Below are 20367 nucleotides of genomic sequence, written 5' to 3'. Positions count from 1 at the left end.
GGCGTATTCTCAAAGATTAGCCATACTCAGGGTGCCGGCAAGGTTGGGTATGTAGCCATGTTCCGTGACCGTATCGATGCAGCTAGACAGCTGGCTGAAAGGCTTCGCGCCCTGGCGCCCGAGCGACCACTGATTCTCGGGGTGCCGCGCGGTGGCGTGCCCATGGCGAGCGTGATTGCGCGGACGCTTGGCGGCGATCTGGACGTGGTACTGGTGCGGAAGATCCCCGCTCCGCGTAATCCGGAGTACGCCATCGGTGCCGTGAACGAGGACGGCGAAGTGTCGGCGTCACCGCACACCATTGCCCACTACGGCGATCAATATGTGCAGCGCGCGGCCCGGCAGGAGGCGGAGATGCTTCGCCATCGGCGGGCGCAGTACACGCCGGCGCGGCCGCCTCTGGACCCGGCCGGGCGGGTCGTGGTCGTGGTCGACGATGGCAGCGCCACCGGGGCAACCATCAAGGCGGCACTGAAGATCGTGCGGCAGCGTCAGCCGGCCCGGCTGGTGGTAGCGCTGGGTGCCGCGCCGCCCGACGTTGTCCGCGCCCTGAAGGCGCTCGCCGATGAGGTGCATTGCGTGATCGTGACGCCGGACTTCGGCGCCGTGGGCCAGTTTTATGCCGATTTTCGGCAGGTCAGTGACGATGAGGTCATCGCGCTCCTTCGCGATTCCGTTCAGGCTTCGCGAGAGGAGGGCGGTGGCAGGCAGGAAGGCGCCGAGTGATGCGCTGCCGCATCGGAGCGCGGCCGCACTGCCCCGTGGCAGTGCGGCCGGGTGGTGATTACTCGGGAATGATCCGGTAGATCTCGCCTTCGTCACGGGCGACGTACAGATTGCCGTCCGGCCCCTGTACCACGGACCGGAAGCGGCCCGCGGGGACAGGCAGATCCATTGTTGTGACCTCTACCGAAAGGGCGTCATCCGCGATGTCGAGGACGTCGACCCGGTGCCCCTCGGCCGTGTCGCCGAACCCGATGCCGAGGAAGCCAACAGCCAGGCGGCCGTCCCAGTCCTTCCACTGAGAGCCGGTCAGAAACACGGCGGACGACATGCCCTGGGACAGGCCGTCGTTGTCCCAGGCCGGCTGGATGGCGTCGGGGAAACGCTCCAGGTCCGTCATGGGCATGAAGGCCCTCCGCTCTTCCGGGTCCATACCCTCCATCTGGTTGGGCATGTAGCCGCAGTAGTCATCGGGGCAATCGCCACGGTCCCCCACATTGGGCCGCGGATCCCAGCCTGCGTTGCCACCGGCCGTCAGCGCCTTCACCTCATCGGAGTGCCAGGGCCCGTGCTCGGCGACGAACGCCTCGTGCGTGTCCGGGTGGAAGGCGATTCCCTGCACGTTGCGGTGACCGTAGGTGAAGATGCGTGGATCGAAATCGCCGCCCTCGTTGTTGTCGGGCGCCGCCTCGCCGTCGCGGTCGACGCGCAGAACCTTGCCGCCGAGACTGGTGGGGTCCTGCGGGATCTCGCCATTGTGGTTGTCGCCAGTGGTCACGTACACGTGGCCATCGCCCGGGTTGAAGCGGATGCGCCCGCCGTTGTGGGCCCCGGCGTCACCGAACGGGTGGTCGCTGTCCTCCTGCTTGTAGGGAATGTCTTCGATGATGTCGACCCGGTCCGATACATCAGTGAAGTCGTCGTTGACCGTCAGCCGGATCACGCGGTTGGTGTGGGGCGTCTCGAGGTTCGATGCCGAATAGACATAGACGAAACGGTTCTCTTCAAACTCCGGGTCGATGGTGACACCGTTCATGCCTGCCTGACCGTAGCAGAATAGGTCGTCCGCGGTCGTCGAGTAGCCTTCCGTATCTTCCATGCCGAGCAGCGCGTTCACGTCGCCGGAGGGAAGGCGCACCGAGAGGCCGCTGCATTTCTCCGTGAAGAACATGGTTTCGTCGGGCAGAAAGGCCATGTCCCAAGGGTCTGACAGATCGGACAGTACGGTCTCGTAGCTCAGGCTCGGGATGTCGGCCTCCGAGTCTTCGGCCATGGCCACACCGTGGATCATGGCAGACGCCACAAAGGCCCCCAGCGACACTGTGGTGATATGTCGAATCATGGATACTCTCCTCCAAGAGTTGGACTTCTTGTTGTCGTGCGACTTTCACTGACCACCCCAACAGCAGTCGGGGTGGGGTTGCGCGCGTAAGGCCATCCGTGCCAACGGTTCCCGTCTTTCTCATCTTGTTTGTTACTGAAACTCCTCGGAAATATAGGCCGACAGGTTGGCGATCTCATCGTCGGACAGTTCAGCGGCGTGGGGCGCCATCAAGCCGGTGTTCGACCCGACGCGTTCGCCGGCGCGGTACTGTTCAAGGCGCTCGACGATGTAGTCCGCGCTGCGTCCGGTCAGGGCGGGGAAACTCGCCATGCCCCGCCCGGCGCTACCGTGGCAACTGACGCACGACTCCGCGTAAAGCGTTTCTCCCGCCGCGACATCGTCAGCCTGTGCCGGCACCACACCCAGTGCGAGGACTGTCCCGATCATGAGAAAAAGCTGTCTGTGCATTAAGGGCTCCACCCGGTGAACGTTGTGACAATTATAGTTGGCCCTGGACAACCACTTGCGCGGCGGTCCGGGGGCGTTCTCCGTTTTAAAGTAGTTGATATTCGGGTGGATTCATTGCTGCGCTGCGGAACCGACTGCGCGTGGCCAGATCCCTTCCGGAGGTGCAGTGCAGTTGTATCCGTAATAAAGAACGTTATAACATTGCGTCTTTGGAGGTGGCATGTCTGGAAAAGACGATCCGCAGCAGATGGTCCTCGGGTTGCCGGCCCTGGTCCGGCTGCTCTGCATTCTGCCATTGGTCGCGGTGTTGTGGTGTGGCGTGTACTGGGCGATGGGCTAGGTAATGGCTGCGATTCAGTTACAGGACCTGACCGTGTGTTACCACCGTCACCCGGCGGTGCATCACGTCAGTGGGCGCTTCGAAGCGGGCTCGCTGACTGCCGTCGTGGGCCCGAACGGCGCGGGCAAGACAACACTGCTCAAGGCTGTTGCCGGCCTGATGCGTCCGGAGTCGGGGCGGGTCGACCGGTCTGGTTCCCGAGATCGGGTCGCATACCTGCCGCAGCAGGCGGAGATCGACCGCACGTTTCCGGTACGCGTCCAGGAGATGGTGGAGCTGGGCCTCTGGCAGCGCCTGGGTGCCTTCGGCGGTGTGACAGTCGGGCAGCGGCGGCGTGCCGCCGGCGCCCTGGCCGCCGTGGGGCTGACGGGTTTCGAGCGGCGATCCATTGCGTCGCTGTCGGCGGGCCAGTTCCAGCGCGTGCTGTTCGCGCGCCTGCTTCTGCAGGACGCGTCCGTACTGCTGCTGGACGAACCCTTCAACGCCATCGACGCCTGCACCACCGCCGACCTGCTCCGGGTCGTCGCACGCTGGCACGGGGAAGGACGGACCGTGATCGCCGTACTCCACGATCTCGATCAGGTGCGGGCGCATTTTCCCCGGACACTCCTCATGGCGCGCACCACGGTGGACTGGGGCGCCACCGAGCAAGTGTTGCGCGCCGAGAACCTGTTCCGCGCGCGGCAGATGGCCGAGGCCTGGGATGATACCGCCGTCCGGTGCGACAGGGAGCCCGCGGCGTGATGATGGAGCTGCTGTTCCTGCCGTTCGGCGAGTTCGGCTTCATGGCCCGCGCGCTGGTCGCCTGCATGGCTGTCGGGCTTGGTGCGGCCCCGATGGGCGTGCTGCTGGTGCTGCGCCGGATGAGTCTGGTGGGTGACGCCATGGCGCATGCCGTTCTGCCAGGCGTGGCCATCGGGTTTCTGCTCGCGGGCTTCTCGGTGATGGCAATGACCGCCGGCGGTCTGGTCGCCGGGCTACTGGTGGCGCTGCTTGCCGGCGGTGTACACCGTCTCACCGGCCAGCGCGAGGACGCGAGCTTCGCCGCCTTCTACCTGATCGCCATGGCCGTGGGTGTGCTGCTCATATCGGTGCGAGGCTCCAGCACGGATCTCGTCCACGTCCTGTTCGGCAACCTGCTGGCGGTGGACGACGCAGCGCTTCTGCTCGTGGCCACAGTGGCCACCGGCACCGTTGTTGCACTGGCACTGTTCTTCCGCGCCCTGGTCACCGAGTCCCTGGATCCGGAGTACCTCAGGGCCTGTGGCAGCCCCGGCGGCCTGTACCACGGACTGTTTCTCGGCCTTGTCGTCATCAATCTGGTTGCCGGCTTTCACGCCCTGGGCACGCTCATGGCCGTGGGGCTGATGATGCTGCCGGCGGCGGCTGCCCGTTACTGGGCCGACACCGTGGCCGGGCTGATGGCGGTGGCCGTTGGTCTGGCGCTGACCAGCGCCTGGGTCGGGCTGCTGCTCTCTTACCACCTGGGTGCGGCGTCCGGGCCGGCGGTGGTGCTGGTGGCCGGGCTCTGCTACGCCGTCTCCGTGCTGCTCGGGCATCACGGCGGCCTCATCACGCGACTGCGACTGCGTCGCCATCTGGAAGCCTGATCATGCGACTGTCGATGCTGTTCCTGCTGCTCTTCGTGAGCGCCCCTCTCTCCGCCGACAAGGTCCAGGTGGTGGCGAGCTTTACCGTCATCGCGGACATGACCCGCGAGGTGGCCGGCGAGCACGCTACGGTCACCTCGCTCGTCGGGCCGGACGGTGACAGCCACGCCTTCGAACCCGCTCCCGAGCATGCACGGCGGATTGCCCGGGCGGACCTCGTGGTGCGTAACGGCCTGGGGTTCGAAGGGTGGATGGATCGGTTGCTGGAAGCGGCCGGTGGGTCCGCACATGTCGTGACCGCCTCCCGCGGCGTGGACGCCATCGAGGCGGGCGATCACGCCCATGATCACCACCACGGCGAGGGTCACGGTCACGGCCACGCCGACCCCCACGCCTGGCTGGACGTCCGGCGGGCCAGCACTTACGTGCGCAACATCCGCGATGGCCTGAAGGCCGTGGACCCCGACCACGCCCAGATCTACGCCGAACGGGCGGAGGCCTATCTGCAGGAGCTCCAGGCCCTGGACAGCCACATTCGTGACACCATCACGGCGATCCCCGGGGAACGGCGGCGCATCCTCACCAGCCACGCCGCCTTCGGCTATTTCGAGGACGCCTATGGCGTGACGTTCCTGTCCCCGCGCGGCCTCAGCACGGAGGCCGAGCCGTCGGCGGCCGACGTGGCGGAGCTGGTGCGGGCGGTGCGGGCACAACGTGTGGCTGCACTGCTGCCGGATAACCTCACCGACGCCAGGCTGCTGCATCGCATCGCGGAGGAGGGCGACATGGCCGTCGGCCCGACCCTTTACTCTGACGCTCTTTCGCCCGGTGACGGCCCGGCACCGACGTACCTGCGGATGATGGGGTACAACGCCGAAGTCATTGCCGAAGCGCTGGCCGCGAACGACCGCGACTAGCCTGCTTCACCATGTGTCGGCTGAGTGCTTGACGTCGCCGCGTTGATGATACGGTATCCCGTACCCGTCACAGCCTGGTGCCCCGTGGCGCCAGCATCAGCGAGTGGTGAGTGTCAGCATGCAGACAGAATCCGTGTGGGACTACCCGAGGCCGCCACGTGTGGAGCCGGTCGAAATGCGGCTCCAGGTGATCCATGACGGGGAAACCCTCGCGGATGCAGCAGGCGGGTTTCGCGTGCTGGAGACGTCCCACCCACCCTGTTATTACCTGCCCCCCGACAGCGTCCGTTGGGACCGGCTGGTGGCGAGCGAGACCCGCACCTTTTGCGAGTTCAAGGGCCGCGCCCGCTACTGGCACCTCAGCGCGCCTTCCGGGACCGTCACGGATGTCTGCTGGGCCTACGACAACCCGGTGGCATCCCACGCCGACATCGCGGGCTACGTCTCTTTCTACGCCGGGCGAGTCGACGCGTGCCTGGTTGGCGAGGAGCGTGTTCAGGCCCAGGCCGGAAGCTTCTACGGCGGTTGGATTACCAGCAACATCCGCGGCCCGTTCAAGGGAGAGCCGGGCACCGAGGGGTGGTAGAGCCCTTATAGGGGCTTCGGCGGATGTGCCCGGTGCGCTAACGCCCCTGGGCACCCCGGCGGAGCCAGTCGTGCACGAATGCGAGCTTGTGGCGCGCGGCGTCCGACAGAACGAACGGGTAGAGGTCCTCCAGGCCCATGGAGCGGTTGACGTTGTTCACACCAACGGCGATGGATGCCGCCACATGGATCAATCGCTCGGGATCCGGTTCCGCGTAAGGGTCCCAGTTCGTGCCGGGTAGCTGCGGCGCGGTCAGGCCGGCGGCAACGAAGCTGTCGGTGATGTCGGTCAGGTGCAGCAGGTGCGCGGCGGTCTCGGCCCAGTCCTCGTGGGGGTGGGCGGAGGCGTAGGTGGTCAGAAAACGCTGCTTCCAGTCCGGCGGCGGCCCGTGGTGGTAGTGGTGTTGCAACGCGGCCGGGTAGTCGGCGCGCTCGTCGCCGAACACGCTGCGGAAAGCATCGAGAAAATCCGAGCGCAGGCTGAGCCGCCACCACAACATATGCGCGATTTCGTGGCGCATGTGACCGATCATGGTGCGATAGGGCTCCTCCAGTGCCTGTCGGCGGATCGTGCGCAGCACCGGATCCGCTTCCGCCACACTGATGGTCACCACGCCCTCCACGTGACCCATGGGGACGGGCGTGGGCCCCTCTGCGAGCATGTGAAACACCGGGCGCATCCCCGGGTCCTCCGGTCGGAACCAGTGCCAGCGCCCGAGATTGTCGAGCACCCAGCGCTTGGCCGCCTCCGTCTGCGCCCAGTTGGGAATGGCGTCAGGCACGGTCGGGTCCGGGGCCAGCGCGGTCGTGGCGCAGGAGCGGCAGAACGCCCCCTGCTCGGGGGCGATCCAATTGCAGCCGATCCTGTCGCGGTTGACGCAGAAGGGCGGCATGGGCAGGAAGGCCCGCGCCTGCGGGTCGTAGGCTACCGGTGTGCCGTCGGCCGTGGCCAGGTTGTCGAACCACAGCGACCCGGAACCGACGGGATTGGCGAAAACGCGCATACAGTGAAGACTCCGGGAGCGGGGGGCGACGAAATGCCGGGGTGGCTTTCGATTGTTCTCTTCTGCCGGGCGCGGGTCAACCTCCTGCTGATGCACGCCCGTCGGCGGCTGAGTACGCCCGCGCACAGACGCATCGTCGCGCATGGACCCACACTGGGCGCTCTGAAAAACCGAATGCGTCCCGGGAGGGGCAGTGTGTCATGCACAACATCATTTATATTGTTGGAGCCGTGGTGATCGTGCTGGCGATTCTGTCCTTCATTGGCCTGCGATGAGCTCCGCGCGCTAACCCTCTTCAGGTGAAGGCGTGTTCGGCGACTGCTGTCGCAGCGCCGCCTCCAGTCGTTTGGTATCGGTAATGTCCACCAGCGTGATCACAACGCCGTCGATGACGTTATCCAGCCGTCGGTAGGGCATGATGCGCACCGAAAACCAGCGCTCGTCGTCGGTGACGATCTGTTTCTCGGTGGCTACGAGGGTGCGCAGCGTCCGCTGCGCATCGGTCTCCAGCTCGGCATACTGCAGGCTGGTGGTCAGGTCGCTCAGCGGCCGCCCCACGTCACTCTCCCGGAGGCTGACAATCTGGGTGGCGCGTTCGGTATAGCGGCGCACGTTCAGGTCCTGATCCAGGAAGAGAATGGCGATGTCGACGCTGTTGAGCAGGTTCTGCATGTCGCTCTGTGCCAGGGCCAGATCGTCCAGCTTGCTCTGCAGCTCGCCGTTAATCGTCTGCAGCTCCTCGTTCATGGACTGGGTTTCTTCCTTGGAGGTGGTGAGCTCCTCGTTGGTGGACTGCAGCTCTTCATTCGTGGATTGCAGCTCCTCATTGGCGCTCTGCAGCTCCTCCCGGGATGCCCGGGCCTCCTCACGAAGCCTCACGATCTCGTCGCGGGATTGCTGCAGTTCGGCCGCATGGGCCGCGTCCACCTGACCTCTGGCCTTACGGCGCCGGGTGTCGGGTTCCGGAGTGGTTGCGACGTCACGGAAAACCACCAGCGTCATGCCTTGGAGCGCGCCCGGATTCTGGAAAGCCTGCACCGTGACATCCACGAGTTGGGTGCCTGCGGGCGTTGTCACGTGCAGCCCATGCAGCTGCACCGGCTCATCCTGCGTGGCAGCCTGTTTCACCGCATCGAACAGCGGTTGGCGCAGGCCGTTGCGTGCCATGGCGAAAATGTTCCAGTTCGCCTTGCCGGCCGCGGGCTCCAGATACGTGCCCGTGCGCCCGCTGATATAGACGATGTCGGCGTCGCTGTTGAGCACCACGGCGGGGGGCGCGTAGACCTGCAGTAACGCCTGGTCGGCTGCTGTCTGCAGGTTGTCGTCGGCGGGGCGTGGCTCATCGGGGGTGGACACTGGGGGCTCCCTGGATTTTCGGGACAGCGGAGGAAACGACTTCAGCAGGAAGTCACGACCGCCGGCTCTGGCGTTGTCCTTGCGTCGGTAAAGGCGGAGTTTCGAGTCAATGGGTTTGAAAAGGTGGGTAAAACGCCCGACCGTCTCGGAACTCCCCAGCAGCAGGACTCCGCCCGCTCGCAGGCTGTAGTGAAACAACGGCAGCAACCGCCGCTGCAGCATGGGATCAAAGTAGATCAACAGGTTGCGGCAGGCAATCAGGTCGAGCTTGGTGAACGGCGGGTCGAGCACGACGTCGTGCTCGGCGAACAGCACCATGTCCCGGATGCGCTGGTTGATCCGGTAGCCGTGCTCAAGGGGTGTGAAAAACCGCGCCAGTCTGTCCGCCGACACACTGGTGCTGATTGATGGCGGATACTCGCCGCGCCGGGCGGTTGCGACGGCGTCCGGGCTCAGGTCCGACGCAAAGATCTGCACAGTAAACGCCTGCGGCTGCGCGCTGTGCTCGATGGCTTCCGTGAACGCCATTGCCAGGGAATACGCTTCTTCGCCGGTGGAGCAGCCGATGACCCAGGCGCGCAGATGATGCCCGTGCTGCTCCTGCGCCAGCAGCTCCGGGAGCACTGCGCTGGTCAGGTGATCCCACGCGTCGGGGTCGCGGAAAAATCCGGTGACCCCGATCAGCAGTTCCCGGAACAGGAAGTCGATCTCCTGTGGGTTGCTCTCCAGGAATTGGGCATACAGCGGCAGCGAGCCAATGTCGTGGATCGCCATCCGGCGTTCGATGCGCCTTCGCACCGTGCTTGTCTTGTACAAGGCAAAGTCATGGCGCGTGCGCCCCCGGAGTAGCGCCAGGATGCGTTCCAGGGGCTCCGGCGGGAGGGCGGAATGCGAGGGTGAGCCGGTGCCCGCTTCCGCGTCCGGCTCCGGGACCCGGGCCACGTAATCCAGAATTCTCGCGGGCAGGGCGTCGGCCGGGGCGAGCACATCACCGCAACCGGCGGCGATGGCACTGTTCGGCATGGCGTCGAACTGCGCGGACTCCGGCGACTGGACCGCCGTGAGCCCACCGACGGCTTTGATGGCCTGTAAACCAAGAGTGCCGTCGGCGCCCATGCCGGAGAGCACCACACCGATGGCCCGCTCGCCACGGGCACTGGCCAGGGACGAGAAAAGGACGTCCACGGGCAGGCGCAGGCCGCGTGGCTCGGAGGGCGTTGCAAGGTGGAGGGTGTCCCCGACCACGCGGAGTTCGGTGTTGGGTGGAATGACATAGACGTGGTCGGGCGCGATCGCCATGCCCTGCGTCGCCTGGTACACAGGCATGGACGTCGCCCGCTGCAATAGGTCCGGAAGCAGGGCCCTCTGGGTAGGATCCAGGTGCTGCACCACGACGTAGGCCATGCCGGTGTTGGGGGGTGTCTGCCTCAGGAACGCTTCAAGGGCGGCCAGCCCCCCTGCGGATGCCCCCAGGCCGACAATGCGCGTGCCTGTGGACACCGATTACGCGGCCTCGGACATGACCAGCAGCACGGCGTCACCCTTCGGGGCAATGTTGGCGGTGACGCGCAGCATGCAGGAAACGTCGCCGCGAGGCCCGGCGTGCACATGGCAGATTCCGGCCGGATCGCCATTGCGCAGCGCGCCCATGAATTCGATGAAACCTGAACGGCTGTCCGCGTCAAGAAAACGGTCAAGTGACTGGCCCCCGGACTCTTCTGCATCGATACCGAGTAGTTCCGCACCAAGCCTGTTGGTTTCGATGATGCGTCCGTCCAGGTCCACAATGAAATAGGCCACGGGTGCGAACTCGAAGAGCGCACTGTAGTGGTCCAGGTCCCGGGAGAGCTCGCGTTCATGGCTCCTGACCTGCTCGTGCTGGAGGTCGAGTTCCACCTGATACGTCTGCAACTCGTGCAGGAGCTTCAGCGCGTCCCCGGCGCTATCGGGGGTGCTGGCCAGGCGGTACAGCATTGCCAGAGCGTCGGGGCTGATTGTCCAGTCCCTGGAGAGTGGCGTGCTGCCGTCTCTGAGCCGGCTCTTGGCTTCGAAACGCAGCTGTTGTTCAGTGGTTGGTGCAGCATCGGGTAGCTTGGCCACAATGCCTCCGGTTACAGGCGATGGAGTGAGGATGTGTCGCCTGCTCACACAGGGTCCACGACGGTCATGATAGCGTCCCCGTGATGCAGAGGGGAAAACCGTGTGTCATCGCTCGTGCAGCAGAACGCTGGCCCGGGCCACCAGCGCCTGTGCGAACCCGTGTCGTCTATTCCTTGTCGCTGGCGTTCTTTTCGAACTCCTTGATCTGCTTTTCGGCTTCATCCTTGCTCACGCCGTAGGACTCCTGGATCTTGCCTGCCAGTTGATCCCGGTCGCCGGCGACGACATCCAGCTGGTCATCGGTGAGCTTGCCCCACTGTGACTTGGCCTTGCCTTTGAACTGCTTCCAGTTGCCCTTGATGATATCCCAGTTCATTGAATGCGTCCTCGATGTGCTGCTGACTCTTCATCCGGTCCCGGCAACCATTGGCCGGGTGCTTGATCGGCGCCGGTGAATGCCCGAGGGCGTGGATCAGATCCGGCGGCGTCAGGGTCAACAGTGCGCCGCCGAGCGCCTGCTGTCGGTGCGCTGGGCCACTGATACCGTGACAGAACGAGGGGTCTGATCCTGGGTCAAGATTCCCGGCACCGCAGTAGATGCCCTCTGATCGCCAGCAGCAGGGTGCAGTCTTCGGCCCCCAGCGGATAGCCGAGTTGGAAGCCCTGGGCGGCGTCGCAATGCTGTGCCTTGATGAAGCCGTACTGCTGCACCGTTTCTACCCCTTCGGCGACCACACGATGTTTCAGGCTCTTGCCGATCCCGATCAGGGAGCGAAGGATCGCCGGGTCGTTTCGGGCCGTGTTGATATCGTGTACGAACGAGCCATCCACCTTCAGGGTGTGCACGGGGAAGCGCTGGAGCTGGTTCAGGCTCGACGGGCCGGTGCCGAAGTTGTCGATCGCCAGGGTGACGCCCAGGTCGCGCAGCTCGTTCAGTCGCGTGACTGATGCATCGGCATCCAGCATGAGCACACCTTCGGTGAGCTCCAGCTCCAGCTCGCCTGCATCGAGCCCGGTCTCGCGGAGAATCGCCTCGAGTTCCGTGGCGAAACGCGTGTGCGAGAATTCCAGCGCGGAGATGTTGACGGCCAGCAGTGGCGCCCACAGGCTCGACGCCTTCCAGGTGGTGATCTGCTGACAGGCCTCACGAATGACCCAGCGGCCGAGGGGAACACTCAGTCCGGCCTGCTCCGCCAGGCCCATGAACTGCCCTGGATACATCAGACCCCGCACGGGGTGGAGCCAGCGCACCAGGGCTTCGACGCCGATGATCTGGCCGGACGGCACGTCGATCTGGGGCTGGTAGTGGAGCAGGAACTCACGGTTGTCGAATGCACGGTGCAGATCGCCCCTTGCAGACTCTGCCAGGGGCCTTCCGGATGCTTGCCGTTGGCCCAGCGCCGTGTCGTTGCCGTTCCGGCTGATGGCTCTGGCGCGATACATGGCCTGGTCGGCATGCTCCGTGAGTGCGTCCGCGCTGTCGCCGTGGTCAGGATAGATGCTGACACCGATGCTAAGGCCGACTTGCAGGGCGTGCCCGTTGACTTCAATCGGCGACGCGAACGTGTTCAGCAACTTGTTCGTTACCTGCTCTGCATCGGCCGGTGTGGCAATTTCGCTCAGCAGGATCACGAACTCGTCCCCCCCGTGACGGCAGACCGTGTCGCTGGCGCGGACGCAGCGTGTCAGGTGGCCGGCCACGGCCTTCAGCACTTGGTCGCCGACCACATGCCCGAGGGCGTCATTGATATCCTTGAAGTTATCCAGGTCCACATAGAGTAGTGCCGCCTGCTTGCCATGACGGTCTGCCAGGCGGATTGACTGGCCGAGTCGCTCCTTCAGAAGTGCGCGATTGGGCAGCCCGGTCAGCGCGTCGTGGCGTGCCAGGTAGGCCATCCTGCGGGTTACCTTGCGCGACTGACTGACGTCACGGAAAACGATCACGGCCCCCGAAACCCGCCCATGGCGGTCATGGAGCGGCGCCGCCGAATCCTCGATGCCTGATTCGGTGCCGTCTCGCCGGCGCAGGACACAGTCCGCCTCCAGGCCAACAGTGCAGTCCTCCAGCATGGCCCGTTGGGCCGGGTCGACTGCCTTCGCGCCGGTTCCGCCGATCGTGATGTGGAAAATCTCGCCCAGTGGCCGCCCGACGGCCTCTTCCGCCGGCCAGCCCGTCATGGCCTCGGCCACGGGGTTGAGGTAAGTCACCAGACTGTTGAAGTCTGTTACCAGTACGGCGTCACCGATGGAAGCCAGGGTGACCTCTGCGTGCTTCAGCCTCTCGAAAAGGGCGTCTTCGGAGGCGCGCAGTCCGGCCTCGACCCGTTTGCGCTGGACGACGTAGCGCAGGGTGTCGGCGAGCCAGGACGCGTCCGGTTGTTCCGACGACGGTGATGGGCCGGTGTCCTGGAACCCCAGGGCGTTCAGGGGGAGGAGCAGGGCATCCGGGGTGGTGCGGCGGATCAGATCGAAGGCTTCCCTGTCGTCTCCGCCGGGCGTTGTCGCGCTGAGCAGAACCACGTCGACGTCCCGCCGGTTGAGCCGGTTAAGCGCGTCAGCGAGGGTCGTGACCCACTCGACGCGGAAGCCTTCGCCCCCGTGTCCGGCCAAGCCGTCCCGAACCGACGCATAAGAGGCCGAGTCCGTTGCCACCAGAAGCACCGAAATCGGGGTGCTGGACGCAGCTACAGCCCCTGGGGGTTGCCCATGAGTCGACGTCTGGGTGTTCGTGTCTGCGCTCAAGCGCGTCCTGGTCATGATCGCCGGCCTCGCGGAGCGTATTGACAGATTCGAACCTAGTTCAGACATGGCGTACCCGTATGTGCGTCACCGCACAGCGCTGCGAGGACCTGCGTGGTACCCCGGCGGCATGTACCGCCGGAGCGACAGGTTGTCATAGAATCACATGACGGCGGCTGCGGGCCGCGCTGGAAGGCGACGGGCCGCTGCCACCCTCGTCTTCCCAGTCGTCGATCGCGGTCTGCTGCGACGGGTCGGGCTGCACCGCGTTGTCCAGAGTTCCCGCCGTGCCGGGGGCTCCCGCTGCAATCGGGTTACCGCTCCAGGAAGGGGCCGGCTCCGAATCGATACGGATGATCATGATGCCTCCTTGATTCCCATTGAACATGGGCTATCCAGTAAGCATGCACCGTTGCCGAGGGCCGGTCTGTACGTTGGCCAACCACGGTCGTGGCGACTTGGTGCGTTGGCGAACAGACGGTCTCTGTGCCCTGCCGGAGCATCCGTTTAGAGGTGCTGCGCCGGTTCTGCCTATCCACGGAGTGTGCACGAGGTCCGTCATGAAAACCTTTCAACGAATCGCCATGCTGTTCGGCAGATCAGCGTCAGAACGGGAGGGGCCGGGAGTTTCCCGACGCCGGAGTCTCGGCGAGCGCCAGGCCAACTACATCGTGCTGGCCAGCCAGGTCGAGGAGGCGATCGCTGCGGATCCGGTGTTGAGCTCCGCGCAGATCGACGTTGAGGTGTTCTCGCGGGTGGTGCAATTGAGCGGGTTCGTGGATGCGCCCGCCGACATGAGCAGAGCTGTTGTTCTTGCCGGCGAAGTCAAGGGCGTCGAGTCAGTTAGAAACTGCATGCAGCTCGCCTGGTGGTGATAACATGTTGCACTGGATGCCGAGCGGGTCTGCCTCCAATCCCCAGTCGTTCCCCCGGGAGGAGGCTCAACCTATGCAGAAATCGATCGCTCCCGGCGATAACCATCTATTGGCAATGTTGCCGTCTGGCGAGTATGAACAGATCCGGCCAGGCCTGGAGTGTGTGCCGTTGCCGCTCGGCATGTCCTTGTGCGAGCCCTATCGTGAAATGGAGTACGTTTATTTCCCGGTGGACGCCATTGTCTCGCTGCTGTGCGTGATGGAGGACGGTGGTTCTGCGGAGATCTCGGTGGTCGGGTTCGAGGGCATTGTGGGCGTATCGCTGTTCATGGGCGGGGAAACCACTCCCAGCCGGGCCGTGGTGCAGTCCGGTGGTTACGCCTACCGATTGCCCGGCCGGCTGTTGAAGGAGGCATTCTATCGCGGCGGGCCCATGCAGCGGTTACTGTTGCGCTATACCCAGGCGTTGCTGACCCAGATGGCCCAGACCGCCGTATGCAACCGCCACCATTCCCTGGACAAGCAGCTCTGCCGGTGGCTGCTGCTGAGCTACGACCGGCTTCGGAGCAGGGAGCTGTACATGACCCAGGAGCTCATGGCCAACATGCTCGGCGTGCGTCGTGAGGGTGTTACCGAGGCCGCCGGGAATCTTCAGCGGGCAGGGTTGATCGAATACTACCGGGGGCATATCACCATTCTGGATCGCGCCGGTCTGGAGGCACGAAGCTGCGAATGCTACGGGGTGGTCAAGCGTGAGTACGATCGTCTGCTGCCGGAACGAACCGCAGAATAGTGGGGCAGTGGATGGGGGCGTGAGTCTGCCGGCGCAAGCGCGCCGGCAGACACTGGCTATTCGGCCGTTGACGTTTGTGGCGCATTCTCGATGATGATCTCGACGCGGCGGTTCTGCTGGCGCCCGGCATCCGTGTCGTTGGTGGCCACCGGTTGGGCTTCGCCCATGCCGCGGGCGGACAGCCTCTGCCCGTCGATGCCGCGGCGGGTGAGGTAGTCCCGCACGGAGTCTGCGCGCCGCTGGGACAGCTGCATGTTGGACGCCGCACTACCGACGCTATCGGTATGCCCCTCGATCAGCGCGTCCCGATCCGGATACGCGTTGAGGAACTCCACCAGCCGGTTGAGGTTCTCGTACCCGCCGCTCTGTAGGTTCGCGCTGCCGGTGGTGAACAGCACATCCCCCAGCGTCAGGACAATACCACGCTCGGTTTCTTTCGCCTGGAGGGCGTCGATCTGCCGTTGCAGCTCGGCTTCGCCGCGACGGGCCCGGTCGACCTCCTCGGTGCGACTGGCCAACCTCTCATCATCGCGTTCCTCTGCAAGACGCTGGCGCTGGTGTTCCGCATAGGCGGTGGCGGCTTTCGCTCGTGCAATCTCCACCTTCTGGTTCGCCATGTACACACGGTGCTCGGCGAGCCGGTCTTCCGACGAGGGCAGAGGCTCCTCGGCGAGAAGGACAGCCTCTTCGGCCTCCCGGCGTTCGCCCCCGGCCCATTCGGCGAGATTGGGGTCGTTCTCGAGTTCCTGAAGGTTACTGCGTGCGCCTGCGGCACCGGCCGGGGTTTCCGGTGTTGATGCGCATCCGGCGAGCAGGGTGAAGGAGAGAGCCAGCGCCGTGATGGCGACGCCGCTCCGGGCTGGGCCGAACTCTCGTTGTTTCATTGCTGTTCTCCGGTGCGACGCATTTCCTCGGTCAGGGCTTCGGCCCCGCGCGCCATTTGTCGATTGACCTCTTCGGCTTTCGCGGCTTCCGTTCTTGCCGATGCCAGGTCCGCGGCGACCCGGGCCTCTCGGGCCAGACGCGCCGCTTCAACCATATCCTGCTGGCCCTCGGCCCCGCTTATCGCGCGTTCCGCCTGCTCCAGCTTGTGTTTCGCTTCCTCCAGTTCTCTGCCCGCGTACTGCCGTGCCTCAGACTCTTCGGCACGGTCGATTGCCTCCTTTGCCTCGGTCAGGGAGGCCGTTGGGGGAGAAAGCGGTGTCGAGGCGCAGGCGCTCAGCAGCGCCACAGCGATCGCTAGTGTCGTTGACAGTAGAGCAACCCGCGTCAGGCGTGCTCCGTATCGGGTTTTCATGGGGGGCATCCTTTCAAGGCTCAGGGGCTGTCGTGCCGACCCATGGGGTGCGTCGGCCGCAACTCTAAAGCTACGCCTGTCGCTGCAGGGTGTCGGTGCGTTCGCGCACCCTGATTACGGCAGGTTCCAATACCAGTAGGTCAGCGCCACGCGGATGGGCCGAGGCGAGGCACCGAGCCCGGTCCCCCGGTATCGCCCATCGGCTAAAGGCCGGCTTTTCCTTTCGGCCAGCCACCGGGCGGCCAGGGCTGTGCCCACGACGCGTCACCGGTGAATACCACGTCGATGACTGCCTTGGGCGCCACCGAGTGGACGGCTCTGGCCACATCATTGCGTACGGCATCCAGCGCCGCCAGGCCTTCCGGTCGGTGGTCGGCGGGAAGGACCACGTGGATCAGCACGTAAAGCGTGCGGCCGGGGTGCACCATGCGGAGGTGAAGTTCTTCCACCGGCAGGCCGGCCACGGCCCCTTCCACCTGCGCCTGGACGGGCTGGCGTACGGTCTCCGCCGGGGAGCGGTTCAGGAGCTCCATGATGGCCCGCATGGCGATGCGCACCGGCACGCCGATACAGAGAATGACAATCAGTGTGACCAGCAGCGGGTCAATGAAAGGGGCGAAGCCTGACAGCTCCAGCCAGTGCAGCAGCGGGATCAGGCAGAAGGCGAACAACACCGCCGCGGAGACGGCGGTATTGACGCCCCAGTTGCCGACATCGGCGGTGACCAGCGGGCTGTCCAGCTGCTGGTCAAGGCGGTGGAGCGTCAGCGCCGTGGCGCCGCAGACCGTCGTGGCGATGGCCGCATAGGTGATCGCAAGCCCTGCGGCCACGTCCCGCCCGCCGGTGGCCAGGGCGATCAGCGAGTCGCCCAGGGCCAGCGCTGAAATCCCAAGTATCAGCAGTCCCTTGCCGGCGTTGATCAGCGACTCGAAATAGCCGTAGCCGAACGGAAACGTGCCGCTGTCCGGCATCTCTGCCAGGCGCGCCACCCGCACCGTGGCCAGGGCGATCACGAAGTAGCTGACGTTGAAAAGGCCATCCAGCATGATGGCCTGGGAGCCGGAGAGAAAGGCGATCACGAGCCCGAGTACGCCCAGCGCCAGTGCCATCGCCGCAGATAATCCCAGTGCACCGCGTTCCGTCTTGATCATGGGCGCATGGTACCCCACTGATCGACAGCACGTGGGGTGCTCGAACGTAGGGTAGACCTTCAGGTCTACCGAGTGGGGCGTGGTGGATCTGAAGGTCCAGCCTACGGGGTGGGGCGTATGCCCGCAGCCGCGCGGCAATGTTCTCGTGCCCCATTGATCGTTCCCAGATGCCTCCTTGTGGCAAATACTTGGGTATGCCCGTTGTCGAGGAGGGTTCGGTCATGGCTAACGCAATCGGAACGATTCTGGTGCCCGTGGATGGCTCGGAGCATGCCAGTGCCGCGGCGCGTTATGGTGAGCGGCTGGCGCTGGCCATCGGAGCGCGCATGGAGTTGCTGCACGTCTTTGAGGATACGCCAGGGATGCTCATGCAGCGGATGGGGTACACGGGCGGTCAGGCCGTGGCCGACCGTGTTTCCATCGAAGCGTTTGATCGTATGCGGGAGGAGAGTGCCCGGCTCGCCTTTCAGCAGACGCGTGTCGCCCTGCAAGGCGGTGTAGAGGTCATCGATCGTGTTCTCAGTGGTGATCCCGCCGATGCGGTGGCCCATTACGCCCATGGTGTGGATGCCCCGGTCATCGTCATGGGCCGCCGCGGGGTCGGGGAGATATGGGAGTTGCTGGTGGGCAGCGTTACGGAGGGTGTCATCCACCGGACGGAGTACCCGGTGACGGTGGTGACGTATGGCGCGGAACAGCAGGCGGACGCAGGCGGTGGCTCCGTGCTGGTGGTGCCGGTGGACGACTCGGAGCAGTCCCTGGTCGCGGCCAGGCACGCCAATACCGTCGCCAAAGCGACCGGTGCCTCAGTCCATCTCTTGCACGTCTTTCCCGGGTCACCGCAGGAGATCTATGCTGGCAGCGGCGAACGTGCGGGTGAGCTACAGGAGGCGGATGCGTTCTCTGATGAGCGCTTCAAGGAAGTCGCCCGCACTAGCGCCGACAAGGCGTTTGCCCGGGCGCGGGCGCAGTTCGATGTGGATGCCGTTGCGCTTGAAGAGGTCAGGCGCCCCGGGAAGCCGGCCCAGGTGATCATCAGCTACGCCCGGGCGACCCCCGGCGCGGAGGTGATCATGGCTCGCCATGGCCACGGTCGCATTCGGGAGTTTCTGCTGGGGAGCATCAGCCAGCGCGTGCTGCATGCGGCGCATTGTCCGGTGACGGTGGTCCACTGAGCCTTCAAGGGAGTCGGTTATTCGAAGCCTCATCTACGACACGTTGATCCTCAGACTCACCGCCCGGTGGTATGCGGCGGTGCTGGAGCGCCTGCCCGACGATGCCGCGCTGCTGGATGTGGGCATCGGCACGGCGGGTGCGTTACGGGCAAACGCAGAGCTGGTGCGGCGGAAGCGCCTGCACGTGACCGGCATCGACATCGACGCCGACTACATCGCGCGGGCGCAGCGAACGCTGCAGCGCTCGGGCCTGCAGGACCGGGTCGAAGCGCGTCTGGAGTCCGTCTACGATCACCGGGGCGGCCCGTACGACGCGGTTTATTTCTCCGCGAGCTTCATGCTCCTGCCGGAGCCCGAACGGGCGCTGCGCCACTGCTGCACGCTGCTGAAACCGGGAGGCCGCATCTATTTCACCCAGACCATCCAGCAGACGCCCTCCCGCGCCATGGAAACCCTGAAACCGCTGTTGAAGCGCTTCACCAGTATCGACTTCGGTCGGGTGACCTACGAAGGCGCCTTCAAGGCGCAGATCCGTGACGCCGGGCTGGATCTGGAGGCCTTTGCGACCCTGGCGCGGCACGGCAGTCGGGCATCGTGTCTTGCCGTGGCCGTGCCACGGGCGCGTTCTGGCTGATTGCCGGGCTCAGCAAAGGCGAACCGGCAGGGTTGCGTACCCACTGCCCGGATAGCGGGCCAGGCCGGGCGGGTCGTCCTGCTGCAGATCGATGTTCTCGCTGTGGGCCAGCAGCTCCTCTATGACCACGCGCATCTCCAGCCGCGCGAGCGGTGCGCCGGGGCAGACGTGAATGCCGGCGCCCCAGACGAGGTTCGCGGACTGGTCCCGGTCAATGCGGAACTGCTCCGCGTCCTCGAAGGCGTCGGGGTCGCGGTTCGCCGCCACCCAGTTGAGTGTCAGTGTGTCACCCGCCTCAATGCCCCGGCCGTGGAGATCTACACCGGACGTGGCCCGGCGCCGGTTGGTCACCAGCGGGCAGTGCAGGCGCAGCAGCTCTTCGTTCGCGTCCTCGATGCGTGCGGGATTGTCCCGCAGCAGGGCCTGCAGACCGCGATCGGTGGCGACCCCGTGCACGAGAATGCCCAGCGCCGCCGCCAGCGTGCCCACTTCCCCCATGGTCCAGTTGCGGAGAATGGATGCGATTTCCTCGTCGGTTAACGGCTTGCCATCCACCCGCTCGGCCATGAGCCGGCTGGTGACGTCCGGGCCGTCGGAGGCCTGGCGGCGCTGCTCGATCATGGCGAAGACGTAGGCCCGGAACTCGTCGGCGATCTCCGCGAGTGCGTCACGGTCCTGCGCACCCGTGGCTTCCAGGTTCCGCTGCGTCCACTGCCGTAACGGCTCATGGAACGGCTCCGGCCACCCCAGGAACGCGCACTGGACCCGGACCGCGAAAGGCTGCGCGAATGCCTGCATGAAATCAGCGGCGCCCCGGGAGCGCAGCTGCCCGGCGAGATCGCGGGCAATGGCGCGGCAGGTGGGCTCGAATGCCGCCATGGCGGCCGCGTCGAAGTAGGGTTCGATGATGCGCCGGTAGGCCGTGTGCTCGGGCGGGTCCATGCCGTTCGGCACGGAGAGGTGCTGCGACACCTGATTACTGAACGTCTCGTGGTCGCGCAGGACGCGGTGAATGTCGCGATTGCGGAACAGCGTCCAGCCCATCTTCTTGCTGTGGGCAACCGGGCACCGTTCACGCATGCCGTCATAGGCGGCGCGCTGATCGCGCTGGACGGCGTCGGATTCAGGTGACCAGTCGGCGTTCGGGGAGTGGGTCATGGAGACCTCCGAGCGGCAGGATGTCCGCAGAGGCTACTCGGCGACCGACTGGGCGGCCTTGATGAAGATCAACACCGCGCCCGTGCCAGCCCGCGTAGGGTGGACCTTCAGGTCCACC

Annotated in this window: 21 protein-coding genes; 9 read left to right on the top strand and 12 right to left on the bottom strand. The window is 65.3% G+C overall.

The window, feature by feature from the left end; all coding sequences use genetic code 11:
* Positions 1-57: 57 nt before the first annotated feature.
* Positions 58-726 carry a phosphoribosyltransferase gene (locus ACNSTU_RS07140; protein WP_290634406.1) on the top strand — a complete coding sequence of 223 codons (669 nt, stop codon included), beginning with the start codon at positions 58-60 and terminating at the stop codon, positions 724-726.
* Positions 727-784: 58 nt separating this feature from the next.
* Here the strand turns inward: ACNSTU_RS07140 and ACNSTU_RS07135 are convergent, their stop codons facing one another.
* Positions 785-2065, bottom strand: coding sequence for a PQQ-dependent sugar dehydrogenase (locus ACNSTU_RS07135; RefSeq protein ID WP_290634404.1), 1281 nt, complete (start codon positions 2063-2065; stop codon positions 785-787).
* Positions 2066-2197: 132 nt separating this feature from the next.
* Positions 2198-2515 (bottom strand): c-type cytochrome, encoded by a 318-nt coding sequence (locus tag ACNSTU_RS07130; RefSeq protein WP_290634402.1) that lies wholly within the window; start codon positions 2513-2515, stop codon positions 2198-2200.
* Positions 2516-2858: 343 nt separating this feature from the next.
* On the opposite strand from ACNSTU_RS07130, the gene aztA reads away from it, so the two are divergent.
* The 4 genes from aztA to ACNSTU_RS07110 all read left to right on the top strand — a co-directional run bounded on the left by aztA (position 2859) and on the right by ACNSTU_RS07110 (position 5968).
* Complete coding sequence (aztA, locus tag ACNSTU_RS07125) at positions 2859-3599, top strand: zinc ABC transporter ATP-binding protein AztA (RefSeq protein ID WP_290634400.1); 741 nt, start codon at positions 2859-2861, stop codon at positions 3597-3599.
* Positions 3599-4465 (top strand): metal ABC transporter permease, encoded by an 867-nt coding sequence (locus tag ACNSTU_RS07120; protein WP_290634432.1) that lies wholly within the window; start codon positions 3599-3601, stop codon positions 4463-4465. Before aztA ends, ACNSTU_RS07120 begins: the two co-directional genes overlap by 1 nt.
* A gap of 2 nt (positions 4466-4467) precedes the next feature.
* The gene (locus ACNSTU_RS07115; protein WP_290634398.1) at positions 4468-5382 is read left to right on the top strand and encodes a metal ABC transporter solute-binding protein, Zn/Mn family; all 915 of its coding nucleotides are present in this window, start codon (positions 4468-4470) and stop codon (positions 5380-5382) included.
* A 118-nt stretch (positions 5383-5500) separates the two neighbouring features.
* Positions 5501-5968 (top strand): DUF427 domain-containing protein, encoded by a 468-nt coding sequence (locus ACNSTU_RS07110; protein WP_290634396.1) that lies wholly within the window; start codon positions 5501-5503, stop codon positions 5966-5968.
* 37 nt (positions 5969-6005) lie between these two features.
* Here ACNSTU_RS07110 and ACNSTU_RS07105 read toward each other — a convergent pair whose 3' ends face one another.
* From ACNSTU_RS07105 to ACNSTU_RS07080, 6 genes are all read right to left on the bottom strand, one after another.
* Positions 6006-6971 (bottom strand): zinc-binding metallopeptidase family protein, encoded by a 966-nt coding sequence (locus ACNSTU_RS07105; RefSeq protein ID WP_290634394.1) that lies wholly within the window; start codon positions 6969-6971, stop codon positions 6006-6008.
* Between the two features lie 285 nt (positions 6972-7256).
* Positions 7257-9827, bottom strand: coding sequence for a chemotaxis protein CheB (locus ACNSTU_RS07100; protein ID WP_418212199.1), 2571 nt, complete (start codon positions 9825-9827; stop codon positions 7257-7259).
* Positions 9828-9830: 3 nt separating this feature from the next.
* Positions 9831-10427, bottom strand: a complete 597-nt coding sequence (locus tag ACNSTU_RS07095) for a PAS domain S-box protein (protein WP_290634389.1) — start codon at positions 10425-10427, stop codon at positions 9831-9833.
* A gap of 166 nt (positions 10428-10593) precedes the next feature.
* Positions 10594-10803, bottom strand: coding sequence for a CsbD family protein (locus ACNSTU_RS07090; protein ID WP_290634387.1), 210 nt, complete (start codon positions 10801-10803; stop codon positions 10594-10596).
* 197 nt (positions 10804-11000) lie between these two features.
* Positions 11001-13079, bottom strand: a complete 2079-nt coding sequence (locus ACNSTU_RS07085) for a putative bifunctional diguanylate cyclase/phosphodiesterase (RefSeq protein WP_290634385.1) — start codon at positions 13077-13079, stop codon at positions 11001-11003.
* A gap of 241 nt (positions 13080-13320) precedes the next feature.
* Entirely contained in the window at positions 13321-13527 is a 207-nt protein-coding gene (locus tag ACNSTU_RS07080) for a hypothetical protein (RefSeq protein WP_290634383.1), read from the bottom strand.
* A 199-nt stretch (positions 13528-13726) separates the two neighbouring features.
* Between ACNSTU_RS07080 and ACNSTU_RS07075 the strand changes: the two genes are divergently transcribed.
* Positions 13727-14041 carry a BON domain-containing protein gene (locus ACNSTU_RS07075; protein WP_290634381.1) on the top strand — a complete coding sequence of 105 codons (315 nt, stop codon included), beginning with the start codon at positions 13727-13729 and terminating at the stop codon, positions 14039-14041.
* Between the two features lie 73 nt (positions 14042-14114).
* Positions 14115-14834 carry a Crp/Fnr family transcriptional regulator gene (locus ACNSTU_RS07070; RefSeq protein WP_290634379.1) on the top strand — a complete coding sequence of 240 codons (720 nt, stop codon included), beginning with the start codon at positions 14115-14117 and terminating at the stop codon, positions 14832-14834.
* Positions 14835-14890: 56 nt separating this feature from the next.
* Here ACNSTU_RS07070 and ACNSTU_RS07065 read toward each other — a convergent pair whose 3' ends face one another.
* From ACNSTU_RS07065 to ACNSTU_RS07055, 3 genes are all read right to left on the bottom strand, one after another.
* Complete coding sequence (locus tag ACNSTU_RS07065) at positions 14891-15718, bottom strand: OmpA family protein (protein ID WP_290634377.1); 828 nt, start codon at positions 15716-15718, stop codon at positions 14891-14893.
* A complete protein-coding gene (locus ACNSTU_RS07060; protein ID WP_290634375.1) occupies positions 15715-16131 on the bottom strand; it encodes a DUF4398 domain-containing protein in 417 nt (138 codons plus the stop codon). The genes ACNSTU_RS07065 and ACNSTU_RS07060 overlap by 4 nt, the downstream gene beginning before the upstream one ends.
* A gap of 203 nt (positions 16132-16334) precedes the next feature.
* Complete coding sequence (locus tag ACNSTU_RS07055) at positions 16335-17282, bottom strand: cation diffusion facilitator family transporter (RefSeq protein ID WP_290634373.1); 948 nt, start codon at positions 17280-17282, stop codon at positions 16335-16337.
* Between the two features lie 221 nt (positions 17283-17503).
* Between ACNSTU_RS07055 and ACNSTU_RS07050 the strand changes: the two genes are divergently transcribed.
* Positions 17504-18457, top strand: a complete 954-nt coding sequence (locus ACNSTU_RS07050; RefSeq protein WP_290634371.1) for a universal stress protein — start codon at positions 17504-17506, stop codon at positions 18455-18457.
* Positions 18458-18476: 19 nt separating this feature from the next.
* Positions 18477-19091, top strand: coding sequence for a class I SAM-dependent methyltransferase (locus ACNSTU_RS07045; RefSeq protein ID WP_290634430.1), 615 nt, complete (start codon positions 18477-18479; stop codon positions 19089-19091).
* A gap of 9 nt (positions 19092-19100) precedes the next feature.
* Here ACNSTU_RS07045 and ACNSTU_RS07040 read toward each other — a convergent pair whose 3' ends face one another.
* Positions 19101-20249 carry a cytochrome P450 gene (locus ACNSTU_RS07040; protein ID WP_290634369.1) on the bottom strand — a complete coding sequence of 383 codons (1149 nt, stop codon included), beginning with the start codon at positions 20247-20249 and terminating at the stop codon, positions 19101-19103.
* Positions 20250-20367: the final 118 nt, after the last annotated feature.

The organism is Aquisalimonas sp. APHAB1-3, assembly GCF_048323695.1.
Lineage (GTDB): Bacteria > Pseudomonadota > Gammaproteobacteria > Nitrococcales > Aquisalimonadaceae > Aquisalimonas.
Note: the sequence above shows the minus strand (reverse complement) of the source record. Positions and strands in the feature narration are given on the sequence as shown.